Annotated in this window: 13 protein-coding genes, 1 pseudogene and 1 riboswitch; of the genes and pseudogenes, 5 read left to right on the top strand and 9 right to left on the bottom strand. The window is 72.5% G+C overall.

All coding sequences use genetic code 11. The features are described 5' to 3' along the window. Positions 1–844 (bottom strand): annotated as a pseudogene (locus IG64_RS28235) (tetratricopeptide repeat protein); the annotation flags it as partial. A gap of 177 nt (positions 845–1,021) precedes the next feature. On the opposite strand from IG64_RS28235, the gene IG64_RS28230 reads away from it, so the two are divergent. Next, entirely contained in the window at positions 1,022–1,621 is a 600-nt protein-coding gene (locus tag IG64_RS28230; protein WP_078884266.1) for a DUF6668 family protein, read from the top strand. Between the two features lie 12 nt (positions 1,622–1,633). Here IG64_RS28230 and IG64_RS28225 read toward each other — a convergent pair whose 3' ends face one another. The 4 genes from IG64_RS28225 to IG64_RS28210 all read right to left on the bottom strand — a co-directional run bounded on the left by IG64_RS28225 (position 1,634) and on the right by IG64_RS28210 (position 6,080). Beyond that, entirely contained in the window at positions 1,634–2,536 is a 903-nt protein-coding gene (locus IG64_RS28225) for an ABC transporter permease (protein ID WP_037861287.1), read from the bottom strand. Then, the gene (locus IG64_RS28220; RefSeq protein ID WP_037861285.1) at positions 2,523–3,539 is read right to left on the bottom strand and encodes an ABC transporter ATP-binding protein; all 1,017 of its coding nucleotides are present in this window, start codon (positions 3,537–3,539) and stop codon (positions 2,523–2,525) included. The genes IG64_RS28225 and IG64_RS28220 overlap by 14 nt, the downstream gene beginning before the upstream one ends. 32 nt (positions 3,540–3,571) lie before the next feature. Further along, positions 3,572–4,816: a LolA family protein gene (locus IG64_RS28215; protein ID WP_037861284.1), complete on the bottom strand. Its 1,245-nt coding sequence runs from the start codon at positions 4,814–4,816 to the stop codon at positions 3,572–3,574. Between the two features lie 253 nt (positions 4,817–5,069). Beyond that, the gene (locus IG64_RS28210) at positions 5,070–6,080 is read right to left on the bottom strand and encodes a polyprenyl synthetase family protein (RefSeq protein WP_037861282.1); all 1,011 of its coding nucleotides are present in this window, start codon (positions 6,078–6,080) and stop codon (positions 5,070–5,072) included. A gap of 693 nt (positions 6,081–6,773) precedes the next feature. After that, a riboswitch (cyclic di-AMP (ydaO/yuaA leader) is annotated at positions 6,774–6,967 on the top strand. A gap of 4 nt (positions 6,968–6,971) precedes the next feature. On the opposite strand from IG64_RS28210, the gene IG64_RS28205 reads away from it, so the two are divergent. After that, the gene (locus tag IG64_RS28205) at positions 6,972–7,460 is read left to right on the top strand and encodes a transglycosylase SLT domain-containing protein (protein ID WP_037861280.1); all 489 of its coding nucleotides are present in this window, start codon (positions 6,972–6,974) and stop codon (positions 7,458–7,460) included. Positions 7,461–7,472: 12 nt separating this feature from the next. On the opposite strand, the gene IG64_RS28200 is transcribed toward IG64_RS28205, so the two are convergent. Continuing rightward, the gene (locus IG64_RS28200) at positions 7,473–8,279 is read right to left on the bottom strand and encodes an HAD family hydrolase (protein WP_037861300.1); all 807 of its coding nucleotides are present in this window, start codon (positions 8,277–8,279) and stop codon (positions 7,473–7,475) included. A 353-nt stretch (positions 8,280–8,632) separates the two neighbouring features. On the opposite strand from IG64_RS28200, the gene fahA reads away from it, so the two are divergent. Together fahA and IG64_RS28190 are read left to right on the top strand one after the other, a co-directional pair. Further along, positions 8,633–9,844, top strand: a complete 1,212-nt coding sequence (gene fahA, locus IG64_RS28195) for a fumarylacetoacetase (protein WP_037861278.1) — start codon at positions 8,633–8,635, stop codon at positions 9,842–9,844. Positions 9,845–10,228: 384 nt separating this feature from the next. Next, a complete protein-coding gene (locus IG64_RS28190; RefSeq protein WP_037861276.1) occupies positions 10,229–11,167 on the top strand; it encodes a M56 family metallopeptidase in 939 nt (312 codons plus the stop codon). A gap of 537 nt (positions 11,168–11,704) precedes the next feature. Here IG64_RS28190 and recQ read toward each other — a convergent pair. Continuing rightward, positions 11,705–13,672: a DNA helicase RecQ gene (recQ, locus tag IG64_RS28185; protein ID WP_037861274.1), complete on the bottom strand. Its 1,968-nt coding sequence runs from the start codon at positions 13,670–13,672 to the stop codon at positions 11,705–11,707. Between the two features lie 201 nt (positions 13,673–13,873). Between recQ and IG64_RS28180 the strand changes: the two genes are divergently transcribed. Beyond that, complete coding sequence (locus tag IG64_RS28180; protein ID WP_037861273.1) at positions 13,874–14,470, top strand: Uma2 family endonuclease; 597 nt, start codon at positions 13,874–13,876, stop codon at positions 14,468–14,470. 68 nt (positions 14,471–14,538) lie between these two features. On the opposite strand, the gene nuoN is transcribed toward IG64_RS28180, so the two are convergent. Further along, positions 14,539–16,188, bottom strand: coding sequence for an NADH-quinone oxidoreductase subunit NuoN (gene nuoN / locus IG64_RS28175; RefSeq protein WP_037861272.1), 1,650 nt, complete (start codon positions 16,186–16,188; stop codon positions 14,539–14,541). Beyond that, a complete protein-coding gene (locus tag IG64_RS28170; RefSeq protein WP_037861271.1) occupies positions 16,185–17,756 on the bottom strand; it encodes an NADH-quinone oxidoreductase subunit M in 1,572 nt (523 codons plus the stop codon). Before IG64_RS28170 ends, nuoN begins: the two co-directional genes overlap by 4 nt. Positions 17,757–17,759 lie beyond the last annotated feature (3 nt).

The following is a 17,759-nucleotide window of genomic DNA, read 5'->3' as shown; positions in this document are numbered from 1 at the left end:
CGGGGAGGGGGGCGGGGGGCACGGGGAGGGGGGCGGGCTCCGGGAAGGCGGGGGCCGGGGGGCCCGGCACGGCCGGCGGCCGCCCGCCGGCACCCGCGCCCGCACCGGCCGACGGGCCGGAGTCCATCACCGGCGGCGGTCCGAAGCGCCCCGTCGGGGCCGCTGCCGTGCCGGGCGGGGTGGCGGGGGCGGACTCCGCGGCGCCGTCGCCCACCGGGGCGGACCCGGAACCCAGGGCGATGGTCGGCGCGGACCCGGAGGAGGACAGCGCCCCTGGCACCGCCTGCGGCGGCCGCGCCGGTTCCTGGGACGGGTCCGGCTCCGGGGAGGCGCCCGGAGTCCGGGACGGGCCCGAGGCCGCGGGCGGATCCCAAGCCGGGGACGGATCCGAAGTCGGGGCCGGGCCCGGTGCCTGGGACGGCTTCGCCTCCCGGGACACCTCCGGTGGCCGCCGCAGCACCTGTGTCGCGCGCTCCGTCAGCGGCCGGGCCGGCTCCCCCGGTGCCGTGCGCAGCGGCTGGGCGGTGAACGTGCTGGAGCCGTCGCCGTGGACCTGGAGGGGGACGACGTAGCCGATGCGTTCGTCGGTGACCGTCGCGCGGACGGGGCGGCCGGTGGCGAGGGCGATGCGGTGGAGGTGGTTCAGCACGGCCTGCTGGATCTCCTCGCCGGGCGCCGAGTCCACCCGTACGCCGCCGACGGAGGCCCAGGCTCCGTCACCGGCGGCGTCCACGGGGCCGGACGGGGGCACGGGCACGTGCACCGCGATCGGCGCCGCCACGGACGCGGCCGAGCGCGCGGCGCGCTTCTGTTCCCGCTTCTTCTCGCGGCTCAGTCGGTACATCGGCTCCCTCACTCGGATGCGTGCCATCCGGTCCTGCGCGTACTGTCGAGTCTCTCTGCTCGCCTGCGGTTTCCACGTCACCGCGACGTCACAGACTCGCACCAGGAACCGCTGTCCTGTGACCGGGGTAACGCTGCGAGCACCAAGATCGTCGTGGTGACCACGGAGGGAACGGGCATGCGAACGGACATGCGGCAGGGACCGGAGATATGGCTCCGCGGACCCGTGACGGCCGCGGAACCGGCAGCCGCGGCGCCGGCAGCCGCTGGACCGGGGACTGCCGGTCCGGTACCGGGAGGCCCGGGCGCGGCCGGACCGGGCGCGGGCGGTGCCGCGGGCCCGGGACTCCTGCGCGCCACGCCCCGGCGGTACTCCTGGGTGGCGACGCACGGCGGCGCGGGCACGACCACGCTCGCCGCCGTCTTCGGCGGCCACGACTGCGGGCGTCAGTGGCCCGGGCCCGGCGCCCCGCGCTCGGTGCTGCTCGTCGCACGGACCCACGCGACCGGGCTGGACGCCGTCGTCCGGGCGCTCGAGGTGTTCCGCCGGGGGCAGGCACCGGCCGGGCTCGACCTGGACGCCGTGGTGCTCGTCGCGGACGCGCCGGGCCGGCTCCCGCGCCCGCTCGCGCAGCGGGTACGGCCGGTCGAGGCCGTCGTCGACGTCCACCACGTGCCGTGGGTACCGGCCTGGCGCCTCGGCGACCTGAGCGGCCGCCCACCGCGCGAGGCGGAACCGCTGGCCCGGCTCACCGGCCTGGCGCACGGTGCCCGCTGACCCGCGGCCGCCCTACGCGGTGACGTCCTTGGCCGTGAACCGCGCCCAGGCCGCCGAGCCGAACACCGCCGCGTACAGCGCCTGCAGCTCCAGGTTCTTCACCAGCCCGTCCCAGTAGACCGGCTCGCGCATCAGGTCGGCGAAGGACAGCCAGTAGTGCGGGAAGAGGTACGGCTGGACGGTGTGCAACTGGGGTATCTGGTCGACGATCTGAACGGTGATCAGCAGTCCCACCGTCGTCGCCATGGCGGAGATGCCGCTGCCGGTCAGCGTGGAGACGAACAGGCCGAGAGCGGCGATGCCGGTCAGGGAGGCGGCGACGACGACGGCGATCAGCAGTGCGCGGCCCAGCCCCTGGCCGAAGCTGATCTGCGTACCGGAGATCGTCGTCAGATCGCCGAGCGGGAAGAGCAGCGCGCCCACGGCGAGGGCGGAGACGGCGACCACCAGCGTCGCGACCAGGCAGAAGACCAGGGTCGTGGCGTACTTGGTGAGCAGCAGGCGGGTGCGGCCCGCGGGGGCGACCAGCAGATAGCGCAGGGTGCCCGCACCGGCCTCGCCGGCGATCGAGTCACCCGCGATCACGCCGACGGCCAGCGGGAGGAAGAACGGCAGGGTAGCGGCCAGGGCGGTGAAGACCAGGAACAGTCCGTTGTTGGTGATCTGCGCGATGAACGCCGGTCCCCCGCCACCGCCCCCGGCCGACGCCCCGCCGCGCGTCTCGATCCGGACGGCCACCCCGACCAGGACCGGCACGGCGGCCAGCACGCCCAGCAGGGCGAGCGTGCGCCGGCGCCGGAAGGTGGTCCGCAGTTCGTCGCGGAACAGCCCGAGGGTCCACAACGGGTTGGGGTGCGGTCCGTCCGTCCCGCGCGCGGGGGGCTCGGCCGGGCCCGCCGTCTCAGCCCGCGACATCGAATCCCTCCCCGGTGAGTGCCACGAACGCGTCCTCCAGCGAGGCCCGTTCGACTCCGAAACCGCGGACGCGGACACCCGCCGTCACCAGCGCCGCGTTCACCTCGGCGAGATCACCGGACGGTGGCTCGCCGGTCACCCGGTCCTCCGTCACGGTCACGTCCCCGACGCCCTGCTCCTTCAGCACCCGGGCCGCCTCGGCCCCGTCGGGCGTGGTGACCACCAGCCGGCCACGCGCCCCGGCGGCCAGCTCGGCCACCGGGCCCTGGGTGACCAGCCGGCCCTGGGTCATGACCGCTGCGTGCGTACACACCTGTTCGATCTCGTCGAGGAGGTGGGAGGAGAGGAAGACCGTCGTGCCGTCGGAGGCCAGCTCCCTGACCAGGGAGCGGATCTCCCGCATGCCCTGCGGGTCGAGTCCGTTGGTGGGCTCGTCCAGGACGAGCAGTCTGCGCGGCCGGAGCAGGGCGGCGGCGAGGCCGAGGCGCTGCTTCATCCCCAGGGAGTAGTTCCGGGCCTTCTTGCCGGCGGCCGCCGTCAGACCGACCCGCTCCAGCGCGGCGGCGGCCCGGGCGCGCCGGGTGCGCGGGTCGGCGGTCGGGTCGGCGGCGTCGTGCCGCAGCAGGTTGTCCCGGCCGGAGAGGAAGCCGTACAGGGCGGGACCTTCGATCAGCGCGCCGACGTGCGGCAGCACGGTGCGCGCGGAGCGGGGCATGGGCTGCCCCAGGACCCGTGCGGTGCCGGACGTGGGTTCGATGAGCCCCATCAGCATCCGGATGGTGGTGGTCTTTCCGGAACCGTTGGGACCGAGGAAGCCGAAGACGCTGCCCGCCGGAACGGTCAGGTCGAGACCGTCGACGGCGAGCTGTCCCCCGCGGTAGCGCTTGGTGAGCGCACGGGTGCGGATGACGCTGCCGCCGGTGCCGCCCGCCCTCTCGCCGGCGCCGTCCCCGCGGCCACGGCGGTCACCGCGCTCACCGCCGCCGCCCTCCGCGTCGTCCATCGGCTTCCTCGCTCCCTCGTGCCCCGGCGTGCCTACCGCGCGGTGTCCGCCGCCTTCACCAGCGCCTCCTTGGTGACGGCACCGGCGTAGACCTTTCCGTCGTCCGTGATCAGCGCGTTGACCAGGCGGGTGGAGAAGACCGTGCCCTTGCCGAACGTGCCGGTCACGTGGTCACCGAGCGAGCCCAGGAAGCCGCTGAGGTTTCCGCTGCCGGAGTCCGTCGGGAGGCCGCCCTTGGCGCCGGTGTCGAAGGTGGCGATGGAGTTCCAGCCCTTGCCGATGACCTTCATGCCGTCCTTGGCGAGGCCCTTGTCCTGCGAGAAGTCCTTCGGCGGGGTGAGGCCCTGGCGCGGGGCACCGGGCTTGCGGGCGTGCTCGCCCGCCGTGCCGTCCTTCTCCTCGGTGATCTTCGCGCCCTTGGGCGGCGTGAAGTCGAACGTGGAGGCGGCCGGCGCGGCGAAGCTGATCTGGGTGAAGCCCGCGTCGAGCACGGCGGCGCCGCCGCTCGCCGGGGTGAGCGTGAACTTCAGGGGCAGCCCGGTCCTGGAGTCCACCGCGATGCTGATCGCGCCGACGGTGGTGCCCGAGGCGTGCTTGGGCTTGATCACCAGTTTGTAGGCGTCCCGGCCGGCGACCTGTGCGGTGCCGTCGACCGTGACCGAGGTGGTGTCGTCGACCGACTTCAGGGCCTCGTCGGCGAAGTCCTTGGGCGTGGCCGGGACCCGCTGCTCCTTGCCCTTGTCGCCGTGCTCGGCGGCGGTGCCGTGGTAGACCTCGTTGGACTTGCTGTCGTAGCCCCAGACGTCCTTGCCGTTGTGCACGAGGCTGTACTCGGCGGCGCTCTCGACCAGCGAGAGCTTCTGCCGGTCCGGGCCGTCGCCCGCGACCCGCAGGGTGTGCGTGCCCGAGAGCAGCTCCGTCAGCTTGGAGGCGGGGTCGGCGGCCGAGCCGTCGCCGCCGCCCTTGACGGCGCCGGAGGCGAGGCTGCTCTCCAGGCCGCCGAGGCTGGGCAGACCGAGGTCGGTGCTGACCTTGACCGTGCCGGACAGCCGCTGGACGTCCGACTTGGCGATCTTCTCGATGAGTTGCTGCGCGTTGATCTTCGGCAGGTCGGGGTCACCGGAGTCGGCGAGTGCCGGGACGAGCCCGATGGTCGCCGCCGCCACCCCCACCACCGCGACCGGGACGACGTACCGCGCTGCCTTGCGGCGCGCCGAGTGCCTGCCGTCCGCCTCCGCGGTGTCGTCCCTGGTGTCGTCGGATTCGTACGGTGCCATGTGTGCCTTACCTCCGTCGTCGGCGGCGGCTGCCCGTGTGCACTGCTCCCACCCCAAGCCGCCATTCTCACCCGAATCGGTGAGGAGTGGTGCGGTCCGTGCTTCCATCTGACCAAACAGGCGGGGAGGAAGCGTCAGACCCCGGAGCCAACTCCGTGTACGCCTGCGGTATGACACGTAAGGGCGGCGGCTCCCCCGCCCCGTAGGGGTCAGGGTGGAGACGCCGCCCTCTGCGGGCGGGGACGGGGACGGGCTAGCCGGCCCGGTGCACCACCGCGTCGCACAGCTGGAGCAGCGCGGCCTTGGCGTCGCACTCGCGCAGCGGCGCGAGTGCGGCCCGCGCCTCCTCCGCGTACCGCACGGTGTCGCGGCGCGCCTGTTCCAGGGCGGGGTGCGCGCGCAGCGCCGCCAGCGCCTCGGCGTGCCGGGCGTCGTCGCTCAGGTCGGAGTCCAGCAGTTCGCACAGGGCGACGTCCTCGGCGAGCCCCAGCCGGGCGGCGCGCTCGCGCAGCCGCAGCACCGGGAGCGTCGCGATGCCCTCGCGCAGGTCGGTGCCCGGCGTCTTGCCGGACTCGTGCGAGTCGGAGGCGATGTCCAGGACGTCGTCGGCCAGCTGGAACGCCACGCCGAGCCGCTCCCCGTACTGCGTCAGCACGTCCACGACCGTCTCGTCGGCCCCGGACATCATCGCGCCGAACCGGCACGAGACGGCCACCAGCGATCCCGTCTTGCCGCCCAGCACGTCCAGGTAGTGCTCGACGGGGTCCCTGCCGTCCTGCGGGCCCGCCGTCTCCAGGATCTGGCCGGTGACCAGCCGTTCGAACGCCAGCGCCTGAACCCGGACGGCCTCCGGGCCGAGGTCGGCGAGGATCTGCGAGGCGCGGGCGAAGAGGAAGTCGCCGGTCAGGACCGCCACCGAGTTGCCCCAGCGGGTGTTCGCGCTGGCCACGCCGCGCCGCACGGCGGCCTCGTCCATCACGTCGTCGTGGTACAGCGTCGCCAGGTGGGTCAGCTCCACCACCACGGCCGACGGCACGATGCCCGGCGCGTACGGGTCGCCGAACTGGGCCGCGAGCATCACGAGCAGCGGGCGGAACCGCTTCCCGCCCGCCCTGACGAGGTGCTGGGCGGCCTCCGTGATGAACGGGACCTCGCTCTTGGTGGCTTCGAGCAGCCCTTCCTCGACAGCCGCCAACCCGGCCTGGACATCGGCTTCGAGAGCCTGGTCCCGCACGCTCAGCCCGAACGGCCCGACGACGGTCACGAGGGGTCTCCTGTCTGCTGGTGTCTGCTGGCGCTACACGGTTTGTCGATAGGTCGCTGCCATCACTCAAGTCAGCGTATCCGGTCACGTTTCGATCACCGATAGCGCCCACCGATACAGGCCAGGTGGTATCGGATCACGACCGATATGTTTTCGATCACCACGTATGAACAGATATTTATCGACTCACTCCTCCCTACCCTGCCCCCTCCGCGGCCTCACGCCGAGCACGACAGACCGCGACAGGCCGCGACGGACCGCCACGGAGCGCGACGAACCCTCGTCCGCGCGAACCGGGCCACAGCCTCACCGAACGTGACAGCCACCACTCCCTCTCCCCTGCTGCCCCGCCCCGGCATCACCACTCCCCACCCCTTCCTCGCCCCGGCCTCACCGAGGGGGTCCGATTTACCCCTATTAGCATTTCAATTCCTGTTGGCCGTAAATGCTCCTGGCCGGATTATTCCGTGAGTTGGGTCACGCGCGCCCCGTCGCCCCGCCGCCGCCCCGCACACCCCCGGTTCCCTTCCCCCGCATACGAGTTGACCCTTGGCAGAAGCAAAGGATCAAGTACCCAAAACACCCCGGATCAAGGTCAACTAGGGCGATGTATGAATCAGGTACTTGTTCGGGACATGTGCTCTCGCATACGTTCCCGGCCAGTCGGGTGGCCGCCGAATCCTGCCACCGCCCGATATCCATCGACCGAACCACTTCATGGCAGGAGCGGGGGACCCAGGTAAGTCGCCGGGCCGGAGCGCCGTACGTCGTCCACGTCGTACGCCGCGCCGGAACGGCTCGGGGTGAAGCCGTGCCACCCGAGGGCACGGCCGGGCACCTCCCCGCCCGAACCCGACAGCTCACCTCGCAGGCGACGGAGAGGAATCCCCCATGCCTGCAAACGGTCAGCGCCGTTCCCGCACCGCCCGCCTCGTCCGCACCCTCGCCGTCTCCGGCACGGGCGCCGCCGTCCTCGCCCTCCCCCTGATCGGCGCCACCAGCGCCTCCGCCGCCCCCGCGGCGGCGACCACGGCGAAGACGGTCAGCACGGTCGCCTACCCGAACAACCTGGACGGCTGGATCCGCGAGTCGCTCGCGATCATGGGCCAGAAGGGCATCCCCGGCACGTACAACGGCATCTACCGCAACGTGATTCGCGAGTCCTCCGGCAACCCGCTGGCCATCAACAACTGGGACTCCAACGCCGCCAAGGGCATCCCGTCCAAGGGCCTGCTCCAGGTCATCCAGCCGACCTTCAACGCCTACCACGTGGCCGGCACGTCGTTCGACATCTACGACCCGGTCGCGAACATCACGGCCGCCTGCAACTACGCGGCCGCGCGCTACGGCTCCATCGACAACGTCTTCAGCGCGTACTGACGGATCCGGCCCTCAGAGGAACAGCCGCTCGAGGACGACGGCCACGCCGTCGTCCTCGTTCGACGTGGTGACCTCGTCGGCGACCGCCTTCAGCTCCGGGTGGGCGTCGGCCATGGCCACTCCCCGGGCGGCCCACCGGAACATGGGGATGTCGTTCGGCATGTCACCGAAGGCGAGGGTGTCCTCGGGCCCCAGCCCCAGACGCCCGGCGGCCAGGGCCAGACCGGTCGCCTTGGTGACGCCGCGGGGCTGCAGCTCCACGGTCCCCGGGCCCGACATGGTGACCGTGACGAGGGAACCGGCCACACCCCGGGCCGTCGCCGCCAGCTCGTCGTCGGACAGGGCGGGATGGCGCAGCAGCACCTTGCTGATGGGCGCGCGCCACAGGTCGTCGCGCCGCGCCACCCGCTGGGCGGGCAGCGTGGGATGCGGCATGCGGTACCCCGGCTCGATGAGCGTGAGCCCGTTCACCCCGTCCTGATCGACCGCCGCGTACACCTCCCCCACCTCCGCCTCGATCTTGCCGAGCGCCGTCTCGGCGGTCTCCCGGTCGAGCGTCCGCGACCACAGCAGGCGGTCCGCCCCGGCGTCGTAGAGCTGTGCGCCCTGGCCGCACACCGCGAGCCCGGTACTGCCCAGGTCCTTCAGCAGCGGCCGTACCCTCGGCGCCGGCCGGCCGGTCACGACGAGGTGCCGGGCGCCTGCCGCCGTCGCCCGCGCGAGTGCGGCGAGGGACCGCTCGGACAGGGTGTCGTCGCCGCGCAGCAGCGTTCCGTCCAGGTCGGTGGCGATGAGGGCGGGGGCGTGGGGAGCGGGCATGATCAGAGAATACGGATCCGCCACGCGGGTGACGTACGGGAACAGGGCGATGCGGCCGGTGAGGGGCAGGGCCCCCACCAGGCGGTCCGCCTGTGCCGTGCCCCTGGCCGGCCGGACGGACGCGCGGTCCCCGCAGAGCGGATCCGCCCCGTCCGCGTCCCCGAGGACACCGGGCCCGGATCACCCGCCCCGGCTCTCTGGTCCGGGCATTGCGAACTATGCGGACACTGCCCAAGACGGCACCTCCCCCGTAACGTGTGGCGCGACCACATGAACGTGTGGCCCGGTGGCCCAGGTGCGCCCAGGTGCCGCCCCCATGGAACGCACGGCACACGAAAGAGAGGCAGAACCCGATGCCCCCCTTCGAGGTCCCCGAGGGCGATCCCTTCGGTCCGCACAACCTTCCCTACGGTGTCTTCTCCCGCGCCGGATCGCAGGAGCGGACCGTCGGCGTCCGGCTCGGCGACCACGTCCTGGACGCGGGCGCGGCGGCACTGGCGCTCGGCTCCCCCTACGCCGCCCTGCTGGCACGGCCGACCCTGAACCCGCTGCTCGCCGCGGGCCGCACCGCCTGGTCGGACGTGCGGCGCGCGCTGACGGCGTGGGTGACCGTGCCCGCCCACCAGGAGACCGTGGCGCCGTTCCTGCACCCGCTGTCCTCGGTGACCCTCCACCTGCCCTTCGAGGTCGCGGACTACGTCGACTTCTACGCGTCCGAGAACCACGCCCGCAACGTGGGCCGGATCTTCCGCCCGGACGCCGAGGACTCGCTGACGCCCAACTGGAAGCACCTGCCGATCGGTTACCACGGCCGCTCCGGCACGGTGGTCGTGTCGGGCACGGACGTCGTACGCCCCTCGGGGCAGCGGAAGGCCCCCTCCGACCCCGCCCCCGTCTTCGGCCCTTCCATCCGGCTGGACATCGAGGCCGAGGTGGGCTTCGTGGTGGGCGTGCCCTCGCGGCTCGGGCAGCCGGTGGCCCTCGCGGACTTCCGCGAGCACGTCTTCGGGCTGTGCCTGCTCAACGACTGGTCGGCGCGGGACATCCAGGCCTGGGAGTACGTCCCCCTCGGCCCGTTCCTCGGCAAGTCGTTCGCCACGTCGGTGTCGGCGTGGATCACTCCGCTGGACGCGCTGGAGGACGCACGGCTGGCCCCGCCGCGGCGCACGCACCCGCTGCTGCCGTACCTGGACGACACCGGGGAGGACCCCGGCGGCTACGACCTGCGGATCTCCGTCGCGATCAACGGACACGTCGTCTCTCAGCCGCCGTTCTCCACGATGTACTGGACGGCCGCCCAGCAGTTGGCCCACATGACGGTCAACGGCGCCTCGCTGCGCACCGGCGACCTGTACGGGTCGGGCACGGTCAGCGGACCGGAGCCCGCCCAGCGCGGCTCGCTCCTGGAACTCAGCTGGAACGGCCGCGAACCGATCGAACTCCCGGACGGCAAGCGGACGTTCCTGGAGGACGGGGACGTGGTGACGCTGTCGGCGTGGGCGCCGGGCGCGGGCGGGGTCCGGGTGGGGCTGGGCGAGGTCACGGGACGGATCGTGGCGGGGTGACGCCCCAGCCGTCGTAGCCCGGATCGTGCGGGCGGGCTGCCGCCGGACCACGACCCGGGGCGCCCGTCCCAGCCGCCATGGCGGAGATCGTGCGGGCAGGTTGCCGCCGGACCGTGCCCCGGGGCGCCCGTCCCCGTCATACTGGCGGCAGACGGCGCGGCGCGCGCACCACGCCCGCACGGTCCGCGCGGCACCACCGCGGACACCCGTCGGCACCACCGCGCACGGCCCGCCCGTACCACCGCGGGGACGGCCGCCGGCACCACCGCACCGCACGCCTCACCGCACACCCCGCTCCACCGCACCGCACGCAGCACAGCACAGTCCGCTCCACCGCACGACCCGACACCCGCCCACCTCCGATCAGGATCCGGAGACCGTGGCATGACCGTCTGCCTGCTCCTGCTGAGCGCCGTCGCTCTGGCGGCCGCCGTGCCGGTTCCCCGCGCGCTGACCCGGGCGCGGTGGCCCGAGCGGGAACCCGTGGTCGCGCTGTGGGTGTGGCAGTGCCTGGTGGCCACCGTCCTGCTGTGCTGCCTGGCCGCCCTGGTCCTGGGCGCGGCGGCGGTCTTCCACACCGTGCGCGACCGGGTGTTCGCTCCCGCGCCGCCCGCGGTGACCGCCGCCTACGACCTGTCGGTCGCGCCCGCCTGGGCCGCCGCCCTCACCCTGCTCCTGGCGTGCGGCGCCGCCTGGACCACCGCGATGCTCGGCCGTGAACTCGCCGAGGCCCGCCGTCGCCGCGGCCTGGCCCGCGCGCACCTGCGGGAACGCGCTCCCGACCTGCCCGCGGGCCTGCCCGTGGCGCGGGGGCCGATGCTGGTGCTGGAGGACGAGTACCCCGACGCGTGGTGGATGCCCGGCCATCCGCCCCAGCTCATCGTCACGACGGGGGCGCTGCAGCGTCTGACGGGCCACCAGCTCGACGCGGTCCTCGCCCACGAGCGCGGACACGCCCGCGCCCACCACGACTGGCTGCTGCACCTGTCGACCGCGCTCGCGACCGGCTTCCCGCGCGTCCCGCTCTTCGCGCACTTCTGCGACCAGACCCACCGCCTGGTCGAGCTGGCCGCCGACGACACCGCCTCCCGCCGCCACGGCCACCTCACCACGGCCCTCGCCCTGATCGAACTCAACCAGCACCGCGGCGTCCTCTCCTGCGCCTCCAGCCACCGTCTGCTCGGTGAACGGGTGGACCGGCTCCTGGAGCCCCCGCCCCGGCTGGACCGCAGGCGCAGGGCCCTGACGACGACGGTGGCGGCCCTGGTACCGCTGCTGCCCCTGCTGATCACGTTCGCCCCCGGACTGACAGCGCTGGGGTGACGCCACCGGCCGCACGGCGCTGGAATGGCGGGCCCGGGCGGACGGCGCCGGGGTGACGGCGCTGGGCGCACAGCGCTGGGGTGACGGCCCGGGCGGACGGTAGGGGGGTGACGCCACCGGCCGCACAGCGCTGGAATGGCGGGCCCGGGCGGACGGCGCCGGGGTGGCGGCGCCGGGGGACGCGACGCCCGCGGGAGGGGTCGACGCAGCCGCAGGGGCCGCGGGAACGGCGGCTCCGGCGGTCCGGCGGTCCGGCACGCCGAAGGGTCCGGCGGTGGCAGGCGGGCGGCGAACAACCAGCAGAACTCCCTCGCACCTGCGCCGAAACCGCACCGCCGTCCTGGCGCTGACGCGGCACACCTCGGCGGCGTCCGCCCGCGCTGCCCTGGCCGCGGCCACGGCGGACCCGGACGCGGACGTCAGGGCGTACGCCGCACGCGCGCTGTGACCCGGCGGCCCGCGGACCGCCCCGCGCCTCCCCCGTCCCCGGCCGTCATCGTCCGCGGTCGCCCGCGGACCGGTGTCCGGGTCCGTCGCTCATATCCAGTCGTCGTCCGGTTCCGGCTCGGGCTCCGGGCCCGGGTCAGCGCCCGCTCCGGGGCCGAAGTGGTCGTCGGCCCCGCCGGCCGGTGCCGCCAGCGACTCCAGGACCCCGATCACGCCCTCGCCGTACGTCGCGAGCTTCTTCTCGCCGACGCCGCCGACCGTGCCGAGCCGGTCCACCGACGACGGCCAGGCCGTGACGATCTCGCGGAGCGTGGCGTCGTGGAAGATGACGTACGCGGGGACGCCCTGCTCGCGGGCCTGCTCGGCACGCCACGCGCGCAGGGCCTCGAAGGCGGGGAGCAGGTGCTCGGGCAGTTCGGCCACGGCGGCCTTGCCCTTGCTCCGCCCGGAGGCGGACGAGGACGACCGCGAGGCGGCCGGACGCTTCGGTTCCTTGCGCAGCGGTACCTCGCGCTCCGCGCGCAGCACCGCGCCGCTGGCGTCGGTCAGCACCAGCGTGCCGTACTCGCCCTCCACCGCGAGCAGGCCCTGGGCCAGCAACTGGCGCACGACCCCGCGCCACTCCCCCTCGGACAGCTCGGTGCCGATGCCGAAGACGGAGAGCTGGTCGTGGTCGAACTGGATCACCTTGCCGGTGCGCTTGCCCAGCAGGATGTCGATGATCTGCACGGCGCCGAACTTCTGCCCGCGCTCGCGCTGGAGCCGGACCACCGTCGAGAGCACCTTCTGGGCGGCGACCGTGCCGTCCCACGTCTCCGGCGGGGTCAGGCAGGTGTCGCAGTTGCCGCAGCCGGACTCCTGCGGGTCCTGGCCGAAGTAGGCGAGGAGCTGGCCGCGGCGGCAGGCGGCCGTCTCGCACAGGGCGAGCATCGAGTCCAGGTGGGCGGCGGCGCGGCGGCGGAAGGCCTCGTCCCCCTCACCGGACTGGATCAGCTTGCGCTGCTGGATGACGTCGTTGAGGCCGTAGGCCATCCAGGCCGTCGACGGCAGGCCGTCGCGGCCCGCACGGCCGGTCTCCTGGTAGTAGCCCTCGACGGACTTCGGCAGGTCGAGGTGGGCGACGAACCGGACGTCCGGCTTGTCGATGCCCATGCCGAAGGCGATGGTGGCGACCACGACCAGGCCGTCCTCGCGCAGGAAGCGCGACTGGTGCGCGGCGCGCGTGCCCGCGTCCAGGCCCGCGTGGTACGGCACCGCCTGGATGCCGTTGGCCGACAGGAACTCGGCGGTCTTCTCCACCGAGTTGCGCGACAGGCAGTACACGATGCCGGCGTCGCCCGCGTGCTCCGCCCGCAGGAAGGCCAGCAGCTGCTTCTTCGGGTCGGCCTTGGGCACGATCCGGTACTGGATGTTGGGCCGGTCGAAGCTGGCCACGAAGTGCCGGGCCTGCGGCATGTTCAGCCGCTGGGTGATCTCCTGGTGCGTGGCGTGGGTGGCGGTCGCGGTGAGTGCGATGCGGGGCACGTCGGGCCAGCGCTCGCCCAGCAGGGACAGTGTCAGGTAGTCGGGGCGGAAGTCGTGACCCCACTGGGAGACGCAGTGCGCCTCGTCGATGGCGAAGACGGAGATCTTGCCGCGGGAGAGCAGGTCGAGCGTGGCGTCCACGCGCAGCCGCTCCGGCGCGAGGTAGAGCAGGTCCAGTTCGCCGGCGAGGAACTCCGCCTCGACCACGCGCCGCTCGTCGAAGTCCTGCGTGGAGTTGATGAAGCCGGCCCGCACACCGAGCGCGCGCAGGGCGTCCACCTGGTCCTGCATGAGGGCGATCAGCGGCGAGACCACGATGCCTGTACCGGGTCTGACCAGGGCCGGGATCTGGTAGCACAGGGACTTGCCGCCGCCGGTGGGCATGAGCACGACGGCGTCGCCGCCCGTCACCACGTGCTCGATGACCGCTTCCTGCTCGCCCCGGAAGGTCTCGTACCCGAAGACCCGGCGCAGCGTGGCGAGCGCCTCGCTGTCCGTCACTGCCATCTCGGTGACACCGCCTGTCCCGCCCATCGTCTCGTCCCCCGTACGTGGTCCCTCGACCACTTCCTCCACGATAGGGGGCGCCGCCGACAGCGCTGGAGTTATCCACAGGCCGGACCCCGCGGCGCCAGGCCAATGACACGAGACTCGTTCACACGTACGCAGGAGACCTGCCCGTTTCCGGCCGATAGTCTGAATGCACCGGCGAGACTCCGTCCCATGGGAGCACTGATGAGCGTCGCACCGAAGGCGTCCAAGCCCACCTGGCCGACTCCGCCGGAAGGCGGCTGGACCGCCGACGACCTGGAACGCCTCCCGAATCTGCCTCCGCATACGGAACTGATCGACGGGAGCCTGGTCTTCGTGAGTCCGCAGACGCTTTTCCACTCGCGTGCAGTGAGCTTCTTCGAGTGGCAACTGCAGTCAGTGGCGCCTGATGAGGTTCAGGTTGTTCGTGAGCTCACCATCGACATCGACCGCCAGAACCGCCCGGAACCGGATGTGGTCGTCGTGCGCACCGACGCCGTGGAGAACGCGAAACAGACTCGCTTCCCGGCGAACGCCGTCGTCCTGGCCATCGAAGTCGTCTCCGAGGAATCCATCTCCCGCGACCGGGAGACCAAGCCCTTCAAGTACGCCCGGGCGAAGATCCCCCACTACTGGAGGGTCGAGAACGAGAACGATCGCGCCGTCGTGCACGTCTTCGAACTGGAGCCCACCACCGGTACCTACACGAGCACGGGTATCTTCCGCGAGCGGATGAAGACGGACGTCCCGTTCACGATCGAGCTGGATCTGTCGGCGATCAAGCCCCGCCGGTGTGGGTGACACCTTCCTGACGTGTCTGCCCGGCAGCCCCGTGGGGGCTGCCGGGCAGACACATCGGCAGGGTCAGGTCAGCGCACGAACACCCCCGCCTGGTCCGCCAGGTCCAGGAAGTACTGCGGGGCCACGCCCAGCACCACCGTGACGGCCACCCCCACGCCGATCGCCGTCATGGTCAGCGGTGAGGGCACCGCCACCGTCGGGCCCTCCGGACGCGGCTCGCTGAAGAACATCAGGACGATCACGCGGATGTAGAAGAAGGCCGCGACCGCGGACGAGATCACACCGATGACGACCAGCGGTGCCGCGCCGCCCTCCGCCGCCGCCTTGAACACGGCGAACTTCCCGGCGAAGCCGCTGGTCAGCGGGATGCCCGCGAAGGCCAGCAGGAAGACGGCGAACACGGCCGCCACCAGCGGGGAGCGCCGGCCGAGTCCGGCCCACTTGGACAGGTGCGTCGCCTCGCCGCCCGCGTCGCGCACCAGCGTGACCACGGCGAACGCGCCGATCGTCACGAAGGAGTACGCGGCCAGGTAGAAGAGGACGGAGGAGACGCCGTCCTTCGAGGTGGCGATGACACCCGCGAGGATGAACCCCGCGTGGGCGATGGACGAGTAGGCCAGCAGGCGTTTGATGTCGGTCTGGGTGATCGCGACGATCGCACCGCCGAGCATGGTGACGATCGCCACGCCCCACATGACCGGCCGCCAGTCCCAGCGCATCCCGGGCAGCACGACGTACAGCAGCCGCAGCAGCGCGCCGAACGCGGCCACCTTGGTCGCCGCCGCCATGAATCCGGTGACCGGGGTCGGCGCGCCCTGGTAGACGTCCGGCGTCCACATGTGGAACGGCACGGCGCCCACCTTGAACAGCAGCCCCATCACCACCATCGCGGCGCCGATGAGCAGCAGCGCGTCATTGCCCATGGTGTCGGCCAGCGCCGGGTCGACGCTGGGCACGTTGCCCTCGACGACCTGCGCGATCGTCGTGTACGACACCGAGCCGGCGTACCCGTACAGCAGGGCGATGCCGAACAGGGTGAAGGCGGAGGCGAACGCGCCGAGCAGGAAGTACTTGACCGCGGCCTCCTGCGACATGAGCCGCTTGCGGCGGGCCAGGGCGCACAGCAGGTACAGCGGGAGGGAGAAGACCTCCAGGGCCACGAACAGGGTCAGCAGGTCGTTCGCCGAGGGGAAGACGAGCATGCCGGCGACGGCGAACAGGAGCAGCGGGAAGACCTCGGTGGTGGTGAACCCGGCCTTCACGGCGGCCTTCTCGCTGTCGCTGCCCGGCACGGCCGAGGCCTGCGCCGCGAAGGAGTCGACGCGGTTGCCGTGCGCCTCGGGGTCCAGGCGCCGCTCGGCGAAGGTGAACAGGCCGACCAGGGCGGACAGCACGATCGTGCCCTGGAGGAAGAGGGACGGCCCGTCGACGGCGATGGCGCCCATCGCCGCGATGTGCGCCTTCGTGGTGCCGTAGCCGTCCGCCGCGAGCGCGACGACCGCGGCGAAGGCGGCGCACAGGGCGACGACGGACACGAACACCTGGGCGTGGTAGCGGGACCTGCGCGGGACGAAGGCCTCGACCAGCACCCCCACGATCGCCGCGCCCACGACGATGAGGGTGGGCGACAGCTGCCCGTACTCGATCTTCGGCGCGCCGATCTTGGCGATCGGGTCGGCCGCGGTTGTCCACAGGCTGTGGACGGCTGCTGCGCTCACTTGGCCGCCTCCACGTCGGGCTTGGGGTCGGTCTTGTGTACGTCGGACATGGTCTGCTTGACCGCCGGGTCGACGATGTTCGTCACGGGCTTCGGATAGACGCCCAGGAAGATCAGCAGCACGATCAGCGGGGCCACGACCACCAGCTCCCGCACTCTGAGGTCCGGCATCGCGGAGACCTCCCGCTTCACCGGGCCGGTCATCGTCCGCTGGTAGAGGACGAGGGTGTACAGCGCGGCGAGCACGATGCCGAAGGTGGCGACGATGCCGATGGCCGGGTACCGCGTGAAGGTGCCGACCAGGACCAGGAACTCGCTGACGAAGGGGGCGAGCCCCGGCAGTGAGAGGGTCGCCAGGCCGCCGATCAGGAAGGCGCCGGCGAGCACGGGCGCGACCTTCTGCACACCGCCGTAGTCGGCGATGAGCCGCGAGCCGCGCCGGGAGATCAGGAATCCGGCGACCAGCAGCAGCGCGGCCGTCGAGAGGCCGTGGTTGACCATGTAGAGCGTCGCGCCGGACTGGCCCTGGCTGGTCATCGCGAAGATGCCCATGATGATGAAGCCGAAGTGCGAGATCGACGCGTAGGCGATCAGGCGCTTGATGTCGCGCTGGCCGACCGCCAGCAGTGCGCCGTAGATGATGCTGATCACGGCGAGGACGAGGATCACGGGCGTGGCCCACCTGCTCGCCCCGGGGAACAGCTGGAGGCAGAAGCGGAGCATCGCGAAGGTGCCCACCTTGTCGACGACCGCGGTGATGAGGACGGCGACGGGGGCGGTGGACTCCTGCATGGCGTTGGGCAGCCAGGTGTGCAGCGGCCACAGCGGGGCCTTCACCGCGAAGGCGAAGAAGAAGCCGAGGAACAGCCAGCGTTCGGTGCTGGTGGCCATGTGCAGCGAGCCGTTGGCGCGGGCCTCGGCGATCTCGGTGAGGGAGAAGTTCCCGGCGACGACGTACAGGCCGATCACCGCGGCCAGCATGATCAGGCCGCCGGCCAGGTTGTACAGGAGGAACTTCACCGCCGCGTAGGAACGCTGCGTCGCGGCCGTCTCCTCCCCGTGCTCGTGGGCACGGTCCCCGAAGCCGCCGATGAGGAAGTACATCGGGATCAGCATGGCTTCGAAGAAGATGTAGAAGAGGAAGACGTCGGTGGCCTCGAAGGAGACGATCACCATCGCCTCGACGGCCAGGATCAGGGCGAAGAAGCCCTGGGTGGGCCGCCAGCGGCGGTTGCCGGTCTCCAGGGGGTCGGCGTCGTGCCAGCCCGCCAGGACCACGAACGGGATCAGCAGCGCGGTCAGCGCGACCAGCGCGACGCCGATGCCGTCCACGCCCAGTTCGTAGCGGACCCCGAAGGCCGCGATCCAGGAGTGGGACTCGGTGAGCTGGTAGCGGGCGCCGTCCGGGTCGAAGCGGACCAGGGTGGTGACCGCCAGCGCGAGCGTGCCGAGGGAGACCAGGAGGGCCAGCCACTTGGCGGCGGCGCGCCGGGAGGCCGGTACGGCGGCCGTGGCGACGGCCCCGACGGCCGGGAGCGCCGCCGTCGCTGTCAGCAGAGGAAAGGACATCGG

Origin of the sequence: Streptomyces sp. NRRL S-340, assembly GCF_000720185.1 — a bacterium.
Taxonomy (GTDB): Bacteria; Actinomycetota; Actinomycetes; order Streptomycetales; family Streptomycetaceae; genus Streptomyces.
The sequence above is the reverse complement of the archived record's forward strand: the minus strand, read 5'-3'. Positions and strand labels throughout refer to the sequence as shown.